This window comes from Desertimonas flava, from assembly GCF_003426815.1.
In the GTDB taxonomy this organism is placed as follows: domain Bacteria; phylum Actinomycetota; class Acidimicrobiia; order Acidimicrobiales; family Ilumatobacteraceae; genus Desertimonas; species Desertimonas flava.
Map to the genome: position 1 here is coordinate 144,814 of NZ_QKYK01000004.1, position 20,318 is coordinate 165,131.

The 20,318-nt window shown below is 67.2% G+C and carries 20 protein-coding genes; 9 read left to right on the forward strand and 11 right to left on the reverse strand.

The genetic code is table 11. The annotated features are described in order from the left end of the window. Positions 1-67 precede the first annotated feature (67 nt). The 9 genes from DN771_RS07330 to DN771_RS07370 are packed head-to-tail and all read left to right on the forward strand — an operon-like array spanning position 68 to position 8,524. Positions 68-814, forward strand: coding sequence for an SDR family NAD(P)-dependent oxidoreductase (locus tag DN771_RS07330; protein ID WP_116996697.1), 747 nt, complete (start codon positions 68-70; stop codon positions 812-814). Next, complete coding sequence (locus DN771_RS07335; RefSeq protein WP_227462285.1) at positions 811-1,596, forward strand: SDR family NAD(P)-dependent oxidoreductase; 786 nt, start codon at positions 811-813, stop codon at positions 1,594-1,596. The genes DN771_RS07330 and DN771_RS07335 overlap by 4 nt, the downstream gene beginning before the upstream one ends. Positions 1,597-1,618: 22 nt before the next feature. Beyond that, positions 1,619-2,317: a MaoC family dehydratase gene (locus DN771_RS07340; protein WP_162941666.1), complete on the forward strand. Its 699-nt coding sequence runs from the start codon at positions 1,619-1,621 to the stop codon at positions 2,315-2,317. Then, positions 2,314-3,399 (forward strand): ABC transporter ATP-binding protein, encoded by a 1,086-nt coding sequence (locus tag DN771_RS07345; RefSeq protein ID WP_116996699.1) that lies wholly within the window; start codon positions 2,314-2,316, stop codon positions 3,397-3,399. Before DN771_RS07340 ends, DN771_RS07345 begins: the two co-directional genes overlap by 4 nt. Further along, positions 3,396-4,403, forward strand: a complete 1,008-nt coding sequence (locus DN771_RS07350) for an ABC transporter ATP-binding protein (RefSeq protein ID WP_116996700.1) — start codon at positions 3,396-3,398, stop codon at positions 4,401-4,403. Before DN771_RS07345 ends, DN771_RS07350 begins: the two co-directional genes overlap by 4 nt. After that, on the forward strand, positions 4,393-5,631 hold the full coding sequence (locus DN771_RS07355; RefSeq protein ID WP_116996701.1) for an acyl-CoA dehydrogenase family protein: 1,239 nt from the start codon (positions 4,393-4,395) through the stop codon (positions 5,629-5,631). The genes DN771_RS07350 and DN771_RS07355 overlap by 11 nt, the downstream gene beginning before the upstream one ends. A 7-nt stretch (positions 5,632-5,638) precedes the next feature. Next, positions 5,639-6,760: an acyl-CoA dehydrogenase family protein gene (locus DN771_RS07360; protein ID WP_116996702.1), complete on the forward strand. Its 1,122-nt coding sequence runs from the start codon at positions 5,639-5,641 to the stop codon at positions 6,758-6,760. Between the two features lie 31 nt (positions 6,761-6,791). Beyond that, complete coding sequence (locus DN771_RS07365) at positions 6,792-7,700, forward strand: acyl-CoA dehydrogenase family protein (protein WP_116996703.1); 909 nt, start codon at positions 6,792-6,794, stop codon at positions 7,698-7,700. 2 nt (positions 7,701-7,702) lie between these two features. Beyond that, the gene (locus tag DN771_RS07370) at positions 7,703-8,524 is read left to right on the forward strand and encodes an enoyl-CoA hydratase/isomerase family protein (protein ID WP_205528465.1); all 822 of its coding nucleotides are present in this window, start codon (positions 7,703-7,705) and stop codon (positions 8,522-8,524) included. A gap of 10 nt (positions 8,525-8,534) precedes the next feature. On the opposite strand, the gene DN771_RS07375 is transcribed toward DN771_RS07370, so the two are convergent. The 11 genes from DN771_RS07375 to DN771_RS07425 form a co-directional block, all read right to left on the reverse strand. Next, on the reverse strand, positions 8,535-9,686 hold the full coding sequence (locus DN771_RS07375; protein WP_116996705.1) for an acyl-CoA dehydrogenase family protein: 1,152 nt from the start codon (positions 9,684-9,686) through the stop codon (positions 8,535-8,537). A 317-nt stretch (positions 9,687-10,003) separates the two neighbouring features. Further along, positions 10,004-11,350: an amidohydrolase family protein gene (locus tag DN771_RS07380; RefSeq protein WP_116996706.1), complete on the reverse strand. Its 1,347-nt coding sequence runs from the start codon at positions 11,348-11,350 to the stop codon at positions 10,004-10,006. After that, on the reverse strand, positions 11,347-11,670 hold the full coding sequence (locus DN771_RS07385; protein WP_116996707.1) for a DUF4286 family protein: 324 nt from the start codon (positions 11,668-11,670) through the stop codon (positions 11,347-11,349). The genes DN771_RS07380 and DN771_RS07385 overlap by 4 nt, the downstream gene beginning before the upstream one ends. 3 nt (positions 11,671-11,673) lie before the next feature. Beyond that, positions 11,674-12,153, reverse strand: coding sequence for a VOC family protein (locus DN771_RS07390; protein WP_116996708.1), 480 nt, complete (start codon positions 12,151-12,153; stop codon positions 11,674-11,676). Next, positions 12,150-12,575, reverse strand: coding sequence for a cupin domain-containing protein (locus DN771_RS07395; RefSeq protein WP_162941668.1), 426 nt, complete (start codon positions 12,573-12,575; stop codon positions 12,150-12,152). The genes DN771_RS07390 and DN771_RS07395 overlap by 4 nt, the downstream gene beginning before the upstream one ends. Positions 12,576-12,660: 85 nt before the next feature. Further along, complete coding sequence (locus DN771_RS07400; protein ID WP_116996710.1) at positions 12,661-14,277, reverse strand: thiamine pyrophosphate-binding protein; 1,617 nt, start codon at positions 14,275-14,277, stop codon at positions 12,661-12,663. Next, the gene (locus tag DN771_RS07405; protein WP_205528466.1) at positions 14,274-14,939 is read right to left on the reverse strand and encodes an ABC transporter ATP-binding protein; all 666 of its coding nucleotides are present in this window, start codon (positions 14,937-14,939) and stop codon (positions 14,274-14,276) included. Before DN771_RS07405 ends, DN771_RS07400 begins: the two co-directional genes overlap by 4 nt. Before the next feature lie 50 nt (positions 14,940-14,989). Beyond that, a complete protein-coding gene (locus DN771_RS07410; RefSeq protein WP_116996712.1) occupies positions 14,990-16,996 on the reverse strand; it encodes a branched-chain amino acid ABC transporter ATP-binding protein/permease in 2,007 nt (668 codons plus the stop codon). Next, the gene (locus DN771_RS07415) at positions 16,996-17,907 is read right to left on the reverse strand and encodes a branched-chain amino acid ABC transporter permease (RefSeq protein WP_116996713.1); all 912 of its coding nucleotides are present in this window, start codon (positions 17,905-17,907) and stop codon (positions 16,996-16,998) included. Before DN771_RS07415 ends, DN771_RS07410 begins: the two co-directional genes overlap by 1 nt. A gap of 129 nt (positions 17,908-18,036) precedes the next feature. Next, a complete protein-coding gene (locus DN771_RS07420; RefSeq protein WP_162941669.1) occupies positions 18,037-19,515 on the reverse strand; it encodes an ABC transporter substrate-binding protein in 1,479 nt (492 codons plus the stop codon). A gap of 79 nt (positions 19,516-19,594) precedes the next feature. Continuing rightward, positions 19,595-20,311, reverse strand: coding sequence for an acyl-CoA dehydrogenase family protein (locus tag DN771_RS07425; RefSeq protein WP_162941670.1), 717 nt, complete (start codon positions 20,309-20,311; stop codon positions 19,595-19,597). Positions 20,312-20,318 lie beyond the last annotated feature (7 nt).

A 20,318-nucleotide genomic window follows, 5' to 3' on the forward strand; every position in this document is an offset into this window, starting at 1 on the left:
CCGGCACGAACGGGCCCGACGGGAAGAGGTCCGCAATGCTGCCGGCTAATTTTGTGGGGGTTTCGGGTTGAGGGAGTTCGACGGGCGAGTCGTCGTCGTTACGGGCGGCGCCCGGGGCCAGGGCGCGGCGATCGCGTCGCGGCTGGCGCGCGACGGCGCGTCCGTGGTCGTCGGCGACATCCTCGCCGACGAGGCTCGGGCGATCGTCGCCTCGATCGGCGACGCTGCGATGTTCGTGCCACTCGACGTCGGCGACGAGGACGCCTGGAGACATCTGCGAGATGCCGCCATGGAGCGCTTCGGCCACATCGACGGACTCGTCAACAACGCCGGCTTGCTCCGGCCGGGAACGATCACCGACGCCGAAGTCGGTGACCTGCGGGCCATGATCGACGTGAACCTGCTGGGCCCAATCCTTGGTATCAAGCACATCGCCCCGGCGATCGCGGAGGCGGGCGGCGGGGCGATCGTCAACACGAGCTCCGTCGCCGGCGCTGCGGGAATCACCGGACTCACCGGCTATGCCGCGACCAAGTTTGCGATCCGGGGCGTGACGCGCGTTGCGGCGCTCGAGCTCGCCTCGGCGGCAATCCGGGTGAACTGCGTGCTCCCCGGCCGCGTCGACTCCGACATGTCCGACATCGCCGGCTCGCGCCGCGATGCGCGGGGGATCCCTCTCGGCCGCGTCGCCGAGCTCGACGACGTGGCGCGGGTCGTCACCTGGCTGCTCTCGGATGCGGCGAGCTACTGCACTGGAACCGACATCGTCGTCGACGGCGGCGTCCTGGCGGGATTCGGAGGTCGCCGCGCGTGAACGACACCAGCTCCCTCTCCATCGACTCCTTCTCCACCGACCTGACCGGACACATTGCGCTGGTCACCGGCGCGAGCTCGGGGCTCGGCTACCGATTCGCCCAGGTACTCGCGAAGCATGGCGCACAGGTCGCGATCGCGGCTCGCCGTGTCGACCGTCTCGATGAGCTAGCATCGGTCATTCGAGGTGCCGGCGGCGAATGCCTCCCGATCGAGCTCGACGTGCGCGACGCCGACGGGCTCGCCGCGGCGGTCGATGCCATCGAGCGCGCGTACGGTGCCGTCACGATCCTGGTGAACAACGCAGGAGTGCCCGACGCAACCTTCGCCACCCGGATGTCGGTCGAGCTCGTCGACACCGTACTCGACACCAACGTCCGCGCCCCGTTCCTCCTGTCGTGCGAGATCGCTCGGCGTCTCATCGCTGCGAAGTTGCCGGGGCGCATCGTCAACGTGTCATCGATCGGTGCGTTCATCTACACAGGCGTCGGCGCCGCGCTCTACTCGATCTCCAAGGCTGCGCTGAACCGCATGACCGAAGCGTTGGCTGTGGAGTGGGCCCGATTCGGGATCAACGTGACGGCGATGGCGCCCGGAGCCGTGTCGAGCGAGATGACCGACATGATGCTCGAACGGATGCCAGGCCTCGAGGAGACGTTCCCTCGCAAGCGAGTGGGCCGGCCGAGCGACCTCGACTCGACGTTGCTGTACCTCGTCTCGCCCTCGAGCTCGTTCGTGACCGGGACCGTGATCAAGGTGGACGATGGGCAGCAGCCGCGCTGACCGACCTGGTGGGACACCAGCGATGTTCACCGTCGAGCGAATCGTGCCGGCGGCGCCGGACCCCTGCCACTGGGGGATGCTCCTGGTGCCCAACGGTCCCGCGGGTGCGCAGCCCCTGCCCGACGACGCCATGCAGGTCTACGCACGGCTGCGATGGCGGGTGCCCGTCGACGCGCTTCGCGGCCGGCGCCTGCGCGTCGCGACGTCGCGTCGGTGGGTCTCGGTCGGCCCGTCGAATACCGAGGTCGCCGACGTCGTGATCGCCCACGATGGCTACGCCGAGGTGGCGTCGGCGCTTCTTGTGAGCCGGACGATCTGCGGCGTGCCCGATCCGCCTCAGGGCGTAAGAGCGCTCCCGCCGTCGCCCGCAGTCCCCGAGGAGGTGGCCGACGTTGACCTCACCGTCTGTCGGGCCCGGGTCACGACGTTCGCGACGGTGAGCGGGATCACTCATCCGCTCCACTGCGATCGCGAGCGCTGCCGCCGCGCCGGCTTCGCCGATCTCGTCGTGCAAGGACTGGAACTGCTCGACGACGTCGTGCGTGCGGCCGGGCCGGCCGCACACGAGTCTGCGGCGTGGTTCCGCCGCCCCGTTGTCGCAGGCGAGCGGTTGACCCTGCTCACCAGCGCAGGCAACACCTGGGCGATCCGGGCTGCCGACGGCGAGCTCGCGATGCTGGCACGGACCGAGAGCGGCACCGACAACGAGGCCAGCAGATGACGGCATCGAACAACGCCGGCCCGGGCCCACTGCTCGAGGTTCGCGACTACCGCACCCACTTCCGTACACGCGCGGGTGCGATCACCGCCGTCGACGGGGTCGATCTCACGATCGATCGAGGCGAGACGTTGGGAATCGTGGGCGAGTCCGGATCCGGCAAGACCGTCCTCGCCCGTTCGATCATGGGACTGCTCGACGGGCCAGGGGTGGTGCGGGACGGTTCTGTCCGGTTCAAGGGCGTCGAGCTGGTCGGCGGGCGTCGCGACGACCTCCAGCGGGTCCTCGGCACCGAGATGGCGATGATCTTCCAGGACCCGCTGACCGCTTTGAATCCGGTGGTCAGGATCGGGCGGCAGCTCACCGAGGGCTTGAGGATCCGCCTCGGGCGATCGAGCAGGCAGGCACGTGATCTCGCCGTCGAGCTCATACGGGCCGTGGGCATCTCCGAGCCGGAGCGACGACTCCAGCAATACCCCCACGAGCTCTCCGGTGGCATGCGGCAACGGATCGTGATCGCGATCGCACTGTCGTGCGGTCCCGAGCTCCTGTTCGCCGACGAGCCCACCACCGCACTCGACGTGACCGTTCAGGCGCAGATCCTCAACCTGCTCGCCGACGAGCAGGCCAAGAGACGCATGGCGATGGTGATGATCACCCACGACCTCGGTGTAATGGCTGGCCGCAGCGACCGGATCGCGGTGATGTACGCCGGCCAGGTGGTCGAGCAGGCCCCGACACCCGAACTTTTCGCCAACGTCCGGATGCCCTACACCGAGGCGCTCCTCGCCGCCATCCCACGGATGGAGGGCGAGACGCACGTGCGTCTCAGGAGCATTGCCGGACGACCACCGAACCTGGGGGCGATGCCGCCTGGCTGCCGCTTCGCACCTCGCTGCCAGTATGCGAGGCACCGCTGCTCGACCGAGCCGCCACCGCTGGTGGTTGACGAGACCACGGCGCACGCCTACCGCTGCTGGTACCCCCTGGACGAGCCGCAGCGCCGTGACGGCGCCAGCGCAGCCGGCCTCGGTGCCGGGGGTGCCGTCGCCGGACGGCTCGGGCAGCCGACGGGAGCGGCATGAGTCCCACGGTGCGCGCGCCCACGTTGCTCGTCGACGGCCTCACGGTGGAGTATCCGGTGCGACACGGCACGGTGCGCGCGGTCTCGGACGTGAGCTTTGAAGTGGCTCGGGGCCAGACGCTCGGGCTCGTCGGCGAGTCGGGGTGCGGCAAGTCCACGACCGGCAAGGCGATCGTCCAAATCGTCCGGCCGACCGCCGGTCGCGTGGTGTTCGATGGTGTCGACCTCTGCGGACTGAGCGGGACGGAGCTACGCCGCGCCCGCACCGGCATCCAAATCATTTTTCAGGACCCGATCTCGTCGCTCAATCCGATGCACACGGTGCGCGACATCGTCGCCGAGCCGCTCCACGTCTGGAGCCGTGGTACCAAGGCCCAGCGCGCCGACATCGTCGCCGCCACACTCGAAGCCGTCGGTCTCGATCCCGCAGCGGCGATGGATCGGCGCCCGCACCAGTTCTCTGGTGGCCAGTGCCAACGCATCTCGATCGCCCGCGCATTGGTGCTCGAACCGAAGGTGCTCATCTGCGACGAGCCGGTCTCCGCGCTCGATGTGTCCGTCCAGGCGCAGATCTGCAACCTGCTCGAGGACATGAAGGCGCGGTTCGACCTGACGATCGTCTTCATCGCACACGACCTCGCCGTCGTGCGGAACGTGAGCGATCGAGTGGCGGTGATGTACCTCGGCAAACTCTGCGAGGTCGGGCGACCCGAGGTCCTGTACTCCTCGCCGGCTCACCACTACACCGACGCGTTACTGAAGTCGGTGCCCGTGCCCGATCCCGGGGTCGCGCCGCTGCGCAGCGGACTGGTGACCGGTGAGCCACCGTCCCCGCTCGACCCCCCGTCGGGATGCCGCTTCCGGACGCGTTGCCCACGCGCCGAGTCGATCTGCGCCATCGAGGAGCCAGCACTCCGCTCGATCGGCGATGGCCACAGCGTCGCCTGCCATTTCCCCCTCGTCTCAGACGAATCCTCGACCCAGGACCTGACATATGCTCGCTAATCCCCGCGCCGTCGACCAGTCCGACGTACTCGACGCCGTCGTCGACGGCCTCCGCTCGTTCCTCCGAGCTGAGGTGATCGTGCGTCATCGCCAGCGTCCCCACCTCAGCGAGACCAAGCATCAGTTCGAACGGTCCGGTCGCTTCACGTCCGAGGTCCTCGACGAGATTCGCGCCGTCCGCCAGGCCTCGGCCGAAGCAGGCTACTACGCGATGCTGACTCCGGTGGAGCTCGGCGGAGGCGGCCTCGGGTACGAGGCGCTCTACCGCGTGTGGGAGGCGATCTACCGCGAGTGCGGATCGCTCAACTGGCTCGGGTACTGGTCGGTCGCGCACTGGGCACGCGGCCCGAGCCAGGTGCTGCTGCAGGCGACGGACCACGTCCGCTCTACCATCGTGCCTGCACTGCTGGCCGGCACCCAGTCCATGTGCTTCGCGATGTCCGAGCCCGACGCCGGCTCCGACGCCTGGATGATGGCATCGACTGCCGAGCGCACCGACGGCGGATGGGTGCTGTCGGGCACGAAGCAGTGGGTCACCAACGGACCCTACGCCGATTACGCGCTGGTTTTCGCCGTGATCGACCGCGAAGCGGCGCGCTCTCGACGTGGCGGTGTGGGAGCGTTCCTCGTCCCCACCAACAGCCACGGCTTTCGGGTGGACAGCGTGATCGAGATGTTCGGGCATCCCGGTGGCGACGAGGCGATCCTCAGCCTCGACCAAGTCTTCGTTCCGGACGACTTCGTCGTTGGCGAGATCGGCGACGGCATGCGCATCGCGATGTCGGGAGTGTCGTCCGGGCGCCTGTACAACTCGGCCCGCTCGGTCGGCTTGGCTCGGTGGGCGGTCGCGATGGCGGCCGAGTACGCCGAGCAGCGCAAGGCGTTCGGTCGTTCGATCATCGAGTTCCAGGCCGTGTCGCACCGCCTGGCCGATGCCGTGATGGAGATCAGCGCGGCGCGTCTCCTCGGCATCGAGTGCGCCCGGCGTCTCGATCGCGGCGCGACCGGCCGCACCGATCTGGCGATCGCCAAGGCGTACTCGACCGAGATGGCCGCGCGGGCGATCGACACCGCCGTCCAGGCTCACGGCGCGATGGGATTCACGAACGAGCTCGGCCTCGCCGAGGCCTGGCAGCAGGTACGGCGCATCCGCGTGGCGGACGGCTCCGCCGAGATCCTGCGCGAGCAGATCGTGAAAGGCATCCGGCGCGGAGAGCTGGAGCTTTGAGGTCGACATGATCCGTACGTTCCTCGACGACGACGAGATCGCGTTCCTCGATGAGGTGGACGAGTTCTTCGCGACGACGACCACCGACCCCTTCGGCTTCTACCACGGACGCGGCGGCGACGTCCGACGCCTGTACCGGGAGCTCGGCGCCCGCGGCTGGCTGAGCCTCGGTTGGCCGGTCGAAGTCGGCGGCGCTGCGAAGCCGCCGACCTACGACTTCCTGTTGTGGAACACGGCTGCCCGGCACCGTGCGGCCCGGCCGGATCTCGGGCCGGGAATCATCGCCCACGTGCTCACCACGCACGGCACTGACACGCAGCAGGCGCGCTACCTCCCGGGCCTCTCGATCGGCTCGACGTGCTTTGCGCTCGGCTACTCCGAGCCCGAGGCGGGCAGCGATCTGTCCGGGCTGCGAACCCGGGCGGTGGTCGACGGTGACAGCTACGTCGTGTCGGGTGAGAAGTGCTGGACGTCCGACGCCCACCACGCGGACTACCTGTGGTTACTGTGCCGCACGGGTGCGCTCGAGGACCGCGGTCGAGGGTTGACGCTCCTGATCGTCGACATGGCTGCGCCTGGGATCACTGTCGCTCCGATCGAGACCATCGACGGGCACCGGTTGAACCAGGTCTTCCTCGACGGTGTCGTGGTTCCGAAAGTGGACCGGGTCGGAGGCGAGGGTGCGGCGTGGTCGATCATCCGCGAGGCCCTCGCGGTGGAGCGCCATCTCCAGCTGCTGCCCGGCCGCGTCGAGCGCGACCTCGCCGATCTGCGCCGCCTCCTCGAGCGCAGCGGTCGCCTCGGCGATCCGCGGGGAGCCGCCGTATTCGCCGAGCTCACGGCCCGGTACAGGCAGGTCGAGGCCAGTTCGATGGTGACGCTCGCCGAGCTGTGCTCCGGGCGCCCGGCAGTAGAGGCCGCGGCGCGCACCAAGTTCCTCGGCACGCGCCTGGCGCAGGCGATCCCACGGGCGGCGCTTGATCTGTGCGGCGCCGAGGCGCTCGACGTGGCCGAACCGATGCCATTTCTCTGGAGGCAGTCGTTCATGGAGACGATCGCGGGCGGGACCAGCGAGGTGATGCTGTCCATCATGGCCCGGGGCCAGCTCCGTTTGGGCGCACGGGCATGAGCCGGGTTGCACCGGACAAGAGGAGGCGCGGATGCGTAGCCTGAGCCTGTCAGCTGAGCAGGAGGAGTTCGCAGCGACGGTGACGGCCACCGTCGAGCGCTTCGGCGGGGGCATGACAACGGGTGGGGACCGGCTGTGGCGCGAGCTGGGCGACACGGGGCTGCTGGGGCTCGGTACGTCCGACGTCGGGGGCGATGCCATCGACCTGATCTCAGGGATGCGGGCGGCCGGCGCCGCCGGCTGCCAGGGACCGTTCCTCGGTGCGATCCTTGGTTCGCGCATCCTGCCTGATCTCGCGACGGCAGTCGTCGCGGGCGCTGTCCACGTGTCACTCGTCGCTGACGGCGTGGCGGCGTGGGCCGCAGGCGCCGACGCCTTCGTCGAGGTGGCCGGCGGCGGTGCCAGCTTGGTCGAAGTCGTTTCGGCACGCCCGTTCGAGACGCTCGCTCGTGAGCCGTGGGCCCGAGTCGAGGTGCGTCCAATCGAGCGGCTGACTCTCGCACCGCCTGATCTCGCGGTCGTCCAACTCGCCCGGGCCGCGTGGATCGTCGGCGCAGGCCGTGCCGCGATCGATCGGTCCGCTGCGCACGCTCGCAATCGACGCCAGTTCGGCCGAGCGATCGGCGACTTCCAGGCGGTCGCCCATCAGCTCGCCGAGGCAGCGGCCGAGATCGGCGCGGCCTGGGATGTGGTCGTCGTCGCCGCGTGGCGTCTGGAGCTCAACGCCGATACCAGGGCGGCCGACGCGGCCGCCGACGCGGCCACCCGGGCGGGGCTCATCGCGGCGTACGCGAGCCATCAGGTGCACGGCGCTCTCGGGTTCACCCTCGAGGCCGGCCTCGATCGCCTCAGCACCGGGATTCGGCAGATGTCTCTCCACCCGCCGTCCCCGGCCGCCCGGACCGAAGCCGGCCCGATCATGACCGGGGGTCGGCTATGACGGTGAGTCGCACGTTCGAATCCGTAGGCGGAGTCCCGCTCGACGGACTGCGCTACGAGAAGCGCGGGACGACGGCGATCCTGACGCTCGATCGCCCCGCGAGCGGCAACGCGCTCACGTCTGCGATGCGCGACGGCGTGGTCGCCGTCTGGCACGACGTGGCCCGCGACCCCGAGGTGCGTGCGGTCGTCGTGACGGGCGCCGGCGACCGCCACTTCTGCACCGGGACCGACGTGGAGCGGGCCGCGGCAACGGGCCGCACCGTCGCCGGTGACGGACTGGCCCGCGACGAGATCGGGTGGTCCCCGCACAACGTCGGGGTGTGGAAACCGGTCATCTGCGCGCTCAACGGGCTCGTCGCGGGCGGGGGCCTTCACTTCGTCGCCGACGCCGACATCGTCCTGGCCGCCGAGCACGTGGAGCTCCTCGACACGCACACGACGGTCGGGCTGGTGGGCGCCGTCGAGAACGTCGGGCTCACCCACCGCCTACCGCTCGGGTCGGTCCTGCGAATGACGCTGTGGGGCCGCCACTACCGTATGAGCGCAGCACGCGCGCACCAGCTCGGCCTGGTCGACGAGCTCTGCCCGCGAGGAGGAGCCCTCGACCTGGCCCTCGCTCTCGCCGACCAGGTCGCGCAAAACTCGCCGACGGCGGTCGCCCGCTCGAAGCAGGGTCTGTGGCACTCCCTCGGCCGCCGAAGGGAGGACGCCGAGGAGTTCGCCTGGGCGCTGGCCCGCCTCCAGATGAAGCACCCGGACTTCACCGAGGGCACCAGTGCGTTCGCCGAGAAGCGCCCTCCCCACTGGGCGCCGCCAGAGTGATCGTCGCCGGTCAGCGGGGTCGTAGACCGAGCTGTCGCGCAATGGTCTGGCGTTGCATCTGCGACGTGCCTGCGGTGATCGTGGCACCTCGCGCAGCGCGCCAGTGTCGCTGCATCGACACCTCGAGGGTGTATCCGTAGCCGCCCAGGATCTGCATACCGCAGTTCGAGACGTGCTGGAAGCGCTCGGAGCCGAACAGCTTCGCCATACAGATCTCCATCAACGCATCGTTGCCGCGCTCGAGCATCCAGGCGGCCCGATACGTCATCAGCGCAGCGGCCTCGACATCGGTCGCCATGTCTGCGAGCATGTGGGCGATCACCTGCGCGTTGCCGATCGGAGCGCCGAACTGTTCGCGTTGCTTGGCGTAGGTGAGCGCTTCGTCGACGACGGTCCGTGCATTGCCGACATAGGCCGCGGACGTGACCAGCCGCTCGAGTCGCAACCCCGACAGCAGGATAGTCCAGCCGCCCCCGACCGGTCCGAGAACGCGCTCGTCGGCGACGAACACATCGTCGAGCAACACCTGGGTGGTGGGGAACATGTGTCGACCGACTGTGCGCACCCGCCGGATCTCGAGACCGGGTGCCGTGTTGTCGACCAGGAAGCAGGTGATTCCGGACTGCGGACGCGACGCTCGGCTCGTCCGTGCGTACACGCATATGATGGTGTCGTCGAGGTCGGCACCACTCGTGAAGATCTTCTCGCCGTTGAGGACGTAGCCGCCGTCGACTCGGGTGGCCGCAGCGCGCAACGCTGCGGCGTCAGAGCCCGCTCCTGGTTCCGTGATCGAGATGCTGAAGCGGACGCGACCCCCGATCAGGGCGGGGATCAGCTCGGCGCGTTGAGCGTCGGTGCCGTGTTCGAGGATGTTGAGACCGTTGAAGATCGGTGTCCCGTACAAGCCAGCCAGGTCGTAGCCGCGCCGGCCGATCTCTTCCGCGACGACGACGAAGTCCATGATCGACCCAGCCATGCCGCCGAACTCCTCCGGGAACGGCAATCCGATGAGGCCCATCTCGACCCATCGGGCGTACAGCTCGTACGGGTAGGCCTCCTGCTCGTCTAGCTCCCGCAGACGGTCGTCGGTCGCCTCACGGCTCATCAAGTGGCGAACGGTGTCACGCAGTTGTGTTTGCTCAACGCTGAGGTCGAAGTCCATGTCGTGAGCCACCGTCGCATTGTTTGACCAGCCAGTCAAGCCTACGTGTCAGCGATCGCTCGACCGGTTCGTGGCGACCGGTTCGCCTTGCCAACCTCCATGAGGCGCGCAGCCGGCACGGACAGGAGACCAGCTATCGGGCCGGGTCAGCCGGCAAGCCGTGCGACAACGATCGGCCAAGACCAGGGACCATGATTCCCGCCGTCGACACATGATCAGCGCCAGCACCTCGTGTACGACCGAATCTGTACGGACCACGACCCTCGGCGCGGACCTGGCGAGGCGCCCGTCGCACGGAGCTCGCTCCGGCTCGCCGATCAGATCGCAGCGAGATCGGACGCGAAGGCGGACTCTAGAGCAGTGGTATCGACGTGCTCAGCCGCGCGGAGGTAGCCACCTCGTGTCTGGAAATCAGCGAGCATCTCGTCCGCCACCTGCCGACTCGAGAGGGACGCTGGGGTCGGCCCGATTCGATGGCCAACCTCAGCAAGCGCAGTTTGGTCGAGGCCATAGCACTCGATCGCGTTTCCGCCGAGAATCGCCCGCACGTCGAGTTCGTCGACCCCGCGGAGGGCGTGTGCGAGCCAGTCGAGCGTGTTCGGCCAGGTCCCCTCGGGATGGGGATAGTCGCGACCGAACATCATGTTCTCCGTCCCGATGTCGGTCCGCATCTCGACTTCGGCGAGGTGGATGAACGACAGTCCGACAAAGCAATGTTCTTGCCAGTATTCGCTCGGCTTGCGGCGTATCGACGTGTCGCCAACCGCGTGCCGGGAGTCGAGCCATGCCAGCGTCGCTGGAATCCAATCCCCCCGAACTTCGGTGAGAGCGAATCGCAACGCTGGAAACCGGTCAAAGACGTGGGCGAGCATCAATTCCCACAGCACCCGCCGCGGGCGCAAGTCGAATGACGAGAAGACCGAGTCCTTCTCTGCGTTGAGTGCCGTGAGTGCCGCCTCACGATCGCCGCCGCCGGTGAGCGCTGCGACGCGATCGAGAAAGCGCAGTGTCTCACCCTGCGGGCGGCCATGTCCGGCGTGCACCGATAGGACAAACCCGTGATCGGCACACGCCGCCCAGAACCGATCGAAGTACGGATCGGCGAGCGGTGGGCGGTCGCTATCAAGCACGAGGTCGGGCACCGGGACAGAGCTGAATCCGTGGTCGGCGAGCCAGTCGAGCTCGCGCAGCACAGCCTCCATGTCGCGCGAGGGGCCTGGATACCCGACAGCGAAGAGACGCCCATCGCCCTCTGCGAGGCAGTCGGCGATCCATCGGTTGTAAGCCCGCGCACCTGCCGCCTGGAGCTCGTGTGAGTGAGGCCGGTTCACCGTGGTGAAGAATGGCATCGTGTTCAGCTGCGAGTTGGAGATGATCAGCTCGGCGGCGATGCCCTCACGGTCCATCTCGCGCAGCCGGCGAGCTACGTCATGGGCGCCGCGTAGGCCGCCGCTTCGGATCGCGCCAGTACCGTCGACCAGCTCTAGATAGCCGTCGTCGAGTGGATAGAGGGCCTCGAACACGGATCGGTGCTCGGCATCCTCGCGAACGAGATCGTCATAGCGATCCCTGAGTGCGGCGTCCAAGTACGGGCGGTACACCTCGGGCGGCGCGCTGGCGTGTCCATCGGCTGAAACGATGACGAGCGGATCTGGACCGCTCATGTTTCGGAGTCCATCGGAGCGAAAAACCACGCGCAGGTGTGGTCGATGTCAAGGACGTCATCGAGGGGCAGCAGCCCCGCAGCGGTGGCCGCCGCCAGGCTCGCGCGAGCGGCGTCGGCGGACTCGGCGTCCCAGTCGTAGAGCGTCAGGTAGGTGTAAGGGCACGACTTGTCATCTCCGGCCAGGCGATAGCGCCTCGCCCCGACAGCACCATCGACAGCGAGCACGTCGGGAAGGTGCACTGCGTCGTACCAGCTGTTGAACTCATCGTCGCGGTCGTCGGTCGCCCGGGTCAGTACGACGAATTTGAATCGAGCCATGCCCTACGCACCCCCGTCCATCACCTGGTGCACTTCAACGACGGTGCCGGCCGGGTCGTAGAAGAAGATCTGGTACCACCCCCTCACCGCCCACTCCCCGCAGTCGGCGAACGGGATGTGGTGACGCCGAAGGCGCGCTTTGAACGCCTCGATGTCCTCGCAACGGAACGCGACGTGGCCCTTGCCGACCGGGTTCGCGACCATTCCGCCAGCCCCGCCAATGTACGGGTTTCGTAAGCACAGGTGCAGCTGAAGGTCCTCGCCGCGGCCGGCGGCGAGGAAGTCCGCCGGCACTCCGGTTGCGCCGGCAGCAGTGGGTCGGCTGTATCCCTCGATGGGGTTGAACACCGACACGCCTGAGCGGTCACGCGGACCCGTCATCTGCTCCAGGCCGAGCACATTGACATAGAACTCGGTCAACCCGGGGAGGTTCTCCGAAACGAGCGCCACGTGGTGAAGGTTGAGCGTTCCCGTGTCGCTCATGGCTGCTGAAGGTGGCCTGTGGCCAAGTCGACGTCGACGGCAACGGTACCCATAGCGGCTGGGAAGGTGATCTCGAGCAGCTCGAAATCACTCGACATCGCGACCTCGTTGTGGATCGTGCCACCAGGAATCGTGATCGAGGTGCCCTGCTCGAGCCGTTCCACACGCCCGTCGGCAAAGGCGATCTCCACCCAGCCACGCAGTACGAACCCGAACTGGTACTCGCACTCGTGGTAATGAAAGCCGGTCGTCTCCATGATTCCGACGGCTTTGTACTGCGAGCCATTGAGTGTGCCCCTGGACCCCTCGTTCAGTCCAAGGTCGCGGTAGCGAAAGAAGGTTCGTCGTCCTTTGGCGTCGAAGCTGTCGTCATCCATACGGCGGATGGTGACAGCGTCGGACGTCGTTGTGGGTTCGTCCATGTGATCAACTCCTAATCTTGGCTGGCCCGTCCGGCGGATCGGGACTTGGTCGGGTTGTGGGTGTTCGAAGGAGTGCCACAAGTGCTCACCGCCGGTTCGGCATCCGTGCCGGATCGAGCCGTACATCGATGAGTAACGGGCGCCGTGAAGGGTCGGCGAGAGCGGTATCGATGAGGGTGAGATCGGCAGCGGTGTTCACGGTGACGCCGTGCGCGCCAAGGGCCGTCGCGACGGCGGCGAAACTCGGGCGGGTGAACAGCGACAGTCCCGGGTCGAGCCCGCGATCCACGAACTGGACATATTCGGCCCCGTAGCTGCCGTCGTTGCAGATGACCATGACGAGGTCGAGTTGTTCTCGCACGGCCGTGTCAAGTTCAGTGAGGCCACCGAGCAGGAACCCGCCGTCGCCGCAGACGACGACGCACGTTCGGTCGGGCGAGCCGATCGCTGAGCCGATCGCTGTCGCCACACCGAGCCCGATAGAGCCGAAGTTCAGCGCGACGTGCAGCGCTCTCGGCTCGGGCACGTGGAGTAGCCGCAATGGCTCGTAGCAGAACCGGCCGGCGTCGAACACGAGCGTTCGATCCGTCGGGAGGGCTCGCTCGAGATAGTTGCTGAGGGAGGTCACGTCGATGGGTCCGACGCTCGACGCTGGGACCGGCGGATCGGAGTTCGCCAGACGAGCGGCGAGCTCCGATGAGCGGAACGTCGTGGGCTCGATACCGGCCTCGTCGAGCCAGGCCACCATCGACGTGGCGATTCGACTGGCATCACCGACCACGCCACAGTCAACCGCGGTCAGTCGTCCCAGCTGCGTGGCGTCGATGTCGCACTGCACGACGCGCTTGGAACGAAGGAGTGCGCCGTCGACGGTCGTGCGCCGTGTGAGGGCGGCACCGAACGCCACGACGCAATCGCTGGCGGCGATCGCGTCGAGGGCGACGTCGGAGGCCAGGGTGCCAAAGATGCCCAGATCCCACGGATCTCCGCGGAACAGGTCGCGGGCCTTCAGGGTTGTCGCGACCGGGGCCCCGATTCGCTCGGCCAGAGCGACAAGTGCATCGCGAGCAGCGGGCGACGTGGCTCCGCGGCCAGCGAGGATGATTGGGCGACGAGCACTGGCGACGATCCCCACGGCCTGGTCGAGGCGGTCCAGATCGGGCGCCGTCGCTTGGGTTCCGATTGGTTCGGGCGCGACTGCCTCGGCCGAGGTCTCGGCCCATTGGAGATCCGCAGGGACGTTCAACACGATTGGCCGGCGTTCGACCCAGGCACGACGGACGGCTACGGAGAGGTCGATGCTCACCGACGCGACCGATCTCACCGGTTCAAAGCCGGCGCCGGTTGCATTGACGAAGGCACGCTGGTCGATGTCCTGGAGATGCTCCCGATCCGACGCCGCCGTGTCACCGGCGATCAGGACGAGAGGCGTGCCGTCGCGAACTGCCTCGATCAGCGCAGTTGCGGTATTGGTGAGTGCCGGACCGTGGGTCACCGTCGCAACTCCGAGGCGGCCGCTACTGCGAGCGTATCCGGTGGCCATGAGCACCGAGCCTGCCTCAGCGGCGGCGGCCACGTACCGGCCGCCACCATCCCGTACGAAGTGGTCGACCCAGTACAGGTTGGCATCGCCGATCAATCCGAAGACGACTTCGACTCCGTGAGCAGTGACGCTGCGAGAAAGGAGCTCGAAGCCTCTCATACGTTCCCCAGATAGGCCTGGCGGATGGACGGGTCGTTGCGAAGCTCTGCAGCAGAGCCGGCAGCGACGATCTCCCCCAGCTTCATCACGATCCCACGATCGGCGAGTCCGAGTGCTTTGTCGGCGAGCTGCTCGACGAGCAGCACGGTCGTCCCGTGCTGATGAAGCTGATGGATGTGCTCGAGAACACGCTCCACCAGCACAGGTGCCAGGCCGAGCGACGGCTCGTCGAGCACGAGCAGTCGGGGCCTGGCCATCAGGCCCATGGAGATCGTTAACATTTGTTGCTCCCCACCCGAGAGAGCACCGGCACGCTGGCTGCTGCGCTCGGCGAGGATGGGGAACATCTCGAGCGCAGCGTCGATGTCGGCGGCGAGCTCGGCACGATGGCGTCGGCGGACATAGCCGCCGAGGCGAAGGTTCTCCATCACCGTGCTGGCGGGGAACAGCCGACGGTTCTCTGGCACCTGAACGAGACCAGCGGCGACGATACGCGCCGGCGACCACCTCGTGATGTCGACCCCGTCGAACTGGATCGACCCAGCCATCGCCCGCCGCAACCCGGACAGCGCCTTGAGCAATGTCGACTTACCTGCACCGTTGGCGCCGACTATCGTCAGTAGCTCACCCCCCACCAAGTCGAACGACACGCCGTGAAGCACCGGCACCCCGTCGTAGCCAACGACGAGATCACGGATGCTGAGCAATGGCGTCATGGCTGAGGCGCTGCCTCGAGCGTGCCCACCTGGGACTCGGCCTTGTCGGGGTCCGCGACGTCATCGTGTGCGTGCGAGTCGCCCAGGTATGCGCGCCGCACTGCCGGGTCGGCCCCGATCGATTCTGGGAGGCCATGAGCGATGACCCGTCCGAAGTCGATCACGGTGACGACATCGGCAAGCCGAAGCACCATGTCGACGTGGTGCTCGACCAACAGAGTCGCGATACCGCGGCTCCGCAGCACCGCAATCATTGCCTCGAGGTGGTCGACCTCGGGGCCCGTCAGACCGGCGGCCGGCTCGTCCATGAGGATGAACCGCGGGCGGAGGGCGATGACCCGGGCCAGTTCCAGCAGGCGTCGTTCCCCCGGGGTGAGCGCCCCAGCCGGATCTGTCACGCGATGTTCGAGTCCGACGGCGGTGAGAATCGACACGGCCTCGTCGTAGAGCCGTCGCTCCTCACGCCGTGCCGCCGGCATGCGCAGTGCCTGACGGATGAGGCCGGTGGTGCGGTCCTGGTCGAGGGCGGCGAGCACGTTCTCGGCGGTCGACATCGTGCCGAAGACGAACGGCGTCTGGAAGGTACGGGTCAGTCCCGCAGTTGCACGCCCGTGGGCTGGACGGTCAAGCAGTGAACGCCCGAGGAATGTGATCGAGCCACGGTCGGGCGTCACGTACCCGGACACCGTGTTGAGGAACGTCGTCTTGCCAGAACCGTTCGGCCCGAGGAGAGCGTGAATCTCCCCGGCGCGCACCTCGAGGTTGAGTCCAGCGAGCGCTTGTACACCGCCGAGGTTTACATGCACGTCCTGGGCGACGAAGATCGTTTCGGCAGCGTGGTCTGTGAGGTCGTCGAGCGCATCCCCGAAGCGCTGCAGCGCCTGACGCCGATGCGCATCGGCTTCGGCGTCGTGACGATCTGCCGCCACAGCAGGCGTGTCCGAGAGCCGCGGATCGGGGGACCCGATACGGCGCAGGCGGGCGGACACCCATGAGCGCAATGCGTGAACGCCGACGACGACACCGCCGGGGCTGATCCAGACGAGCAAGAGGAGCGCACCCCCGTAGACCAACAGGGTCGCCGGACCGGGCGAGCTGCTGACCCGCTCGACCTCGATCGGTACCCGGAACAGCACGACGGCCCCGATGAGGGGTCCGGCGAGCGTACCGGCCCCGCCGAAGATGACCATGAGCAAGAAGAGCACGGCGAGGTCGAAGTGAAAGGTGTCGGGAGCAATGAAGCCAATCAGGGGTGCGTAGAGGGCTCCAGCGGCGGCTGCGAACGCCGATGAGACGGCGAAACTGCGGACTTTGACCCGCTGGACGTGAATGCCCATCGACTGAGCAGCCACAGGGCTTGTCTCAACGGCTCTCGAGTTGCGCCCGAATGACGACCGCAGGAGATTGTGGGCCAGGACATACGCCAACACGACGACCACGACCAGCACCCAGTAGAAGGAGTCGAGGTCGTCGAACCCAGCAGGGAATTTGATCCTGCGGAAGCCGGTCCCACCGCCCGTCAGGGACGTCCACTGCAGAGCTAGCTTCTGCGTTGTCAGGGTATACGCCAGCGTGACCATGGCGAAGGTGAACAGTCCGAGACGTGTGCCGGGCAGTCCGAGCACGAAACCGACGAGGGCGGATCCGACGGTGACCACGATGAGTGCCGGCCAGTAACTCCACCCGTACGTCACGGTGAGGATTGATGATCCGTACGCACCTATGGCGAAGAAGGCCGTGTGTCCCATCGAGATGAGTCCCGATTGAGTCAGTAGATTGAGGCCGATCGCGGCGATCAAGTAGGTCAACAGCAAGCTTGTGTTGAACACCTCGTACTGATTGCTCGCAATATGCAGTTGCTGTGAGAGCGGCCACGTGATGACGCTGCTGACACCGCTGACTATTTCTGAGAAGAGGCGCGGACCAAGTAGCAATGCTCCGAGCAGTACCGCGTGGGCAATCCAACTGCGCCGACCGCCCGTGACAGAGGTGACAGGTTCCATCAGACAGCCCTCGCGGCTCGTCCGGTCAGCCCACCCGGCCGCGCGACCAAGAACACGATGAGTACCGTGAACACGATTGGCTCCTGATAGCCCCCGCCGTTGGGGATGATGTCGGCACCGGCTGATTCGACGACACCGAGCAATAGTCCGCCAACCAGAGTCCCGCGGATCGAGGGGATGCCGCCTACCGCGCAGGCGATGAACCCCTTCAAAGCGAACAACAGGCCGATCGTCGCGAAAGCGCTGGTGATGGGTGCTGTGATGAACCCGAATGCTCCGGCCAGCGCCGAACCGAGCGCGAAGGCGAACATCGAGTACCGCTCGACGGGAATCGCCCGCAGTCGGGCCGCCTCGCGGTCCTGTGCAATCGCCATCAGCGCCTGCCCGGCGAGGCGGCGGCTGTAGAAGGCGCCCAGCGACAATGCGGCTGCAATTGCTGAGGCCAGCAGCAACAACCGCTGCGGCTCCAGCCGCAGACCGCCGATCTCGCTCACTCCCCAGAAGTCGGGATCGATGATCGGCGGCATCCGACGTACGTCCGACCCCATCGTCAATGAAAAGGCAGATCGCAAGATGATCGCTGCACCCAGCGTTGACAGCAGCCAGCCATGTTGGCTCGAGAGACCGCCTCCCGACCTCGCCGTCCGGCGCAATGCCGGCCGTACCGCGAGACGCTCCTCGACGGCACCGATCAGGCCGGTCGCAAGAATGACCAACGGGAACGCCACGTACAGTGGCAGGCCGAAGCTGACGACGAACAGCGCCCCGAGCATGCCGCCGGCCATGAACATCTCGCCTTGGGCGAAGTTCATGACATGAGTGGTAGCGAAGATGATGTTGTAGCCCATTCCGAGCGCCGCATAGACGGCGCCTTGGCACAGGCCGGCGATGATCAAGTTGATCCAGTGCACAGTGTCTCTCGTGGGTGCTTGCGGAAGAGAAGGGCCGATCGGACCGCGCCGACCCGTCCGGTCCCGCCTCGTGGGCGGGACCGGACGACGTCTCCGAGATCTGGGACGGTCAGTTCCTGGTGGACCGACTCACGAACTCGCCGTGAGCACACCGTCGGACTGAGACGCAGCGAGGACCATCGTCAGGTACTCGGGGAGCACCCCGAGGTGCGACTCAGGACTGAACTGCAGTGTGCCGACGATTGCCTCGACAGGGTTGGCCTCCAGCCACGCCTTGACATCGTCGGGATCGAGTGAGTTCGCCTCGTTCGCAGCGATGATCATCGGAATCGTCGCGTCGTAGGCCAGCGATGCGTTGGCGAGATTGAGCGTCAACGGGTCCTCGCCGACAAACTCCTTAAGCGCGGCGTGGAACGCAGCGCACAGCTCGCCTCGCGGGGGACCGTCCTCGCCCGTACGCGTGCAGCTCTTGATGGCCTGACCCGCGTAGACGTTCTCTAGGCCAGCCTCACCGACGGCGTCGAGGACGCCCTGCGTCGCCGTGCCGATGAACGAGATCGCCGGGAGGTCTGTCATTCGCAGTGCTTCGCGTGCGTGCAGCGCTGCGATGAGATCAGCGCCTGTCGCCAGTACCAACATCGCGTCGGGATCGGCGTCCTGCAGCCGCTGCATCGCCGCGGTCATGTCGGTCGTACCAGGTTCCACTACCTCGACCGCGGCGACCTCGAACAGGTCGTTGTTGATGATGGCGTCGCGGCTCTCGAGTCCGAGTTGGAAGTTGATCACGAGCAACGCGGGCCGCTCCGACCCGAGTTCCTGGAGATAGTCGACCCACGTCGGAGCAAGCCGGTTGATCGTCACTGCCGGAACAAAGGTGTAGGGGTAGGTCTCCGGGTCGTCGCCGGCGGCATCGAGTCCGGCCGGGACGAATTGAATCACTCCCTCGTTGTTGACGATGTCGAGCGAACCGCCGACTGTCGACGAACTCGATGGTCCCACGACGAAATCAACCTCGTTCTCGTAGACCAGCTGCCGGACGACCTGGGCCGCCTGGGTGGGGTCGCCAGCGTCATCTTTGACGATCAGCTCGAGGCAACGGCCGAGGATTCCCGAGCTGCCAGGGTAGGCCGGGATGGTGCCGGTGTTGGCCTGCTCGATGGCGAGCTCGATGGCCGGCACGAAGGTATCCCCGTAGCTGGCGATCGGGCCGGTCAGAGGCACCGACACGCCCACCTTGACCGGATCGTTGTCGTCGCAGGCGCCGGGAGGTGCCGACGCGAACGATGCGGCCGTACCCCCCGTCACAATGGCGCCGCACACCACTAGTGCACTTCCGAGTGAGAACGCTGTGCGTCCCGTAGTCATGTCATTCCCCCTTGTATCGATGTGAGATTTCGAGCCGGATCTGGCCGTGGTTGTGTGGCCGGTACGGACCGGCTGACTGCGTGGGTTCTCCTCCCGCGTCCGAGCAGTGCTCGCGAGTGCTCGTCTTGGCACCGTGGACCGGGTCCGCGGAACGGGAGGCCCGCGTCGGCGCGCGGGCCATTCAGCGTTGACGACGTCGAAGGCCTCGCGAAACGCCTGCGAGCGCCCGCCGACGCCGAGCAACGGACCCTCGAGTGGCCACGCAAGCCTGATCCGAACATTTCGGTGACGATCAAGGACTTGCCGCGCGGCCTGACGTCCCTCATCGCTCCACCTGGGGCTGCTGCACTCTCGCTCGGAGTCCGAGCGGCAAGACGACCGAGCACTCGCGGATTCCCGCGCTGAACCTGGCAATGTCCGACTCGATCGCGAATCCGAGCGCTCCGTGGACTTGGTGGACGGCGAACGCCGCTCGCATCGCCGCACGGCTGGCCACGATGCGGGCCTGCGCAGCGAGGAGCCCGAGCTTCTCTGGCCCCTCGGTAACGGCGGCGAGGCGGGTCAGGTCGCGCGCCGCGCCAACTTCGGCAGCAGCCGCGGCGAGCGGATGCGATACCGCGTGGAAGCGGCCGATGGGTCCGCCGAACTGGCGCCGCTCGCGGGCATGAACCGCACCTCGCTCGAGCAGATGAGTGGCGGCGCCGGTGACCCAGGCAGCGACCGTGAGATCACCGTACCGGTAGCCCTCAAGAGCGTTGTCGAGCTCCACTTTGCGTCGCGTCGTGCCACGTGCCCACGGCCGGTCGGCCAGCGTCGTGAACGGCTCGAGCGGTCCGTCTGCCTCGACGAGCCAAGCGTTGGTCCCGTCAACCTCGATGAGGATGTCGGCGCGCTGACCCCAGCTGACCAGGCCATCAACAACCAAGCCGACCATTGCACCCGACGTCGCCGCCTCGTGAAGGGGGCCGGTAAGAACCTGCGCGGCGAACGCGGCGGCGACGAGCGGCCCGGGGTGGCCGACCGCGCCGAGCGCCTCCATCGCCGCG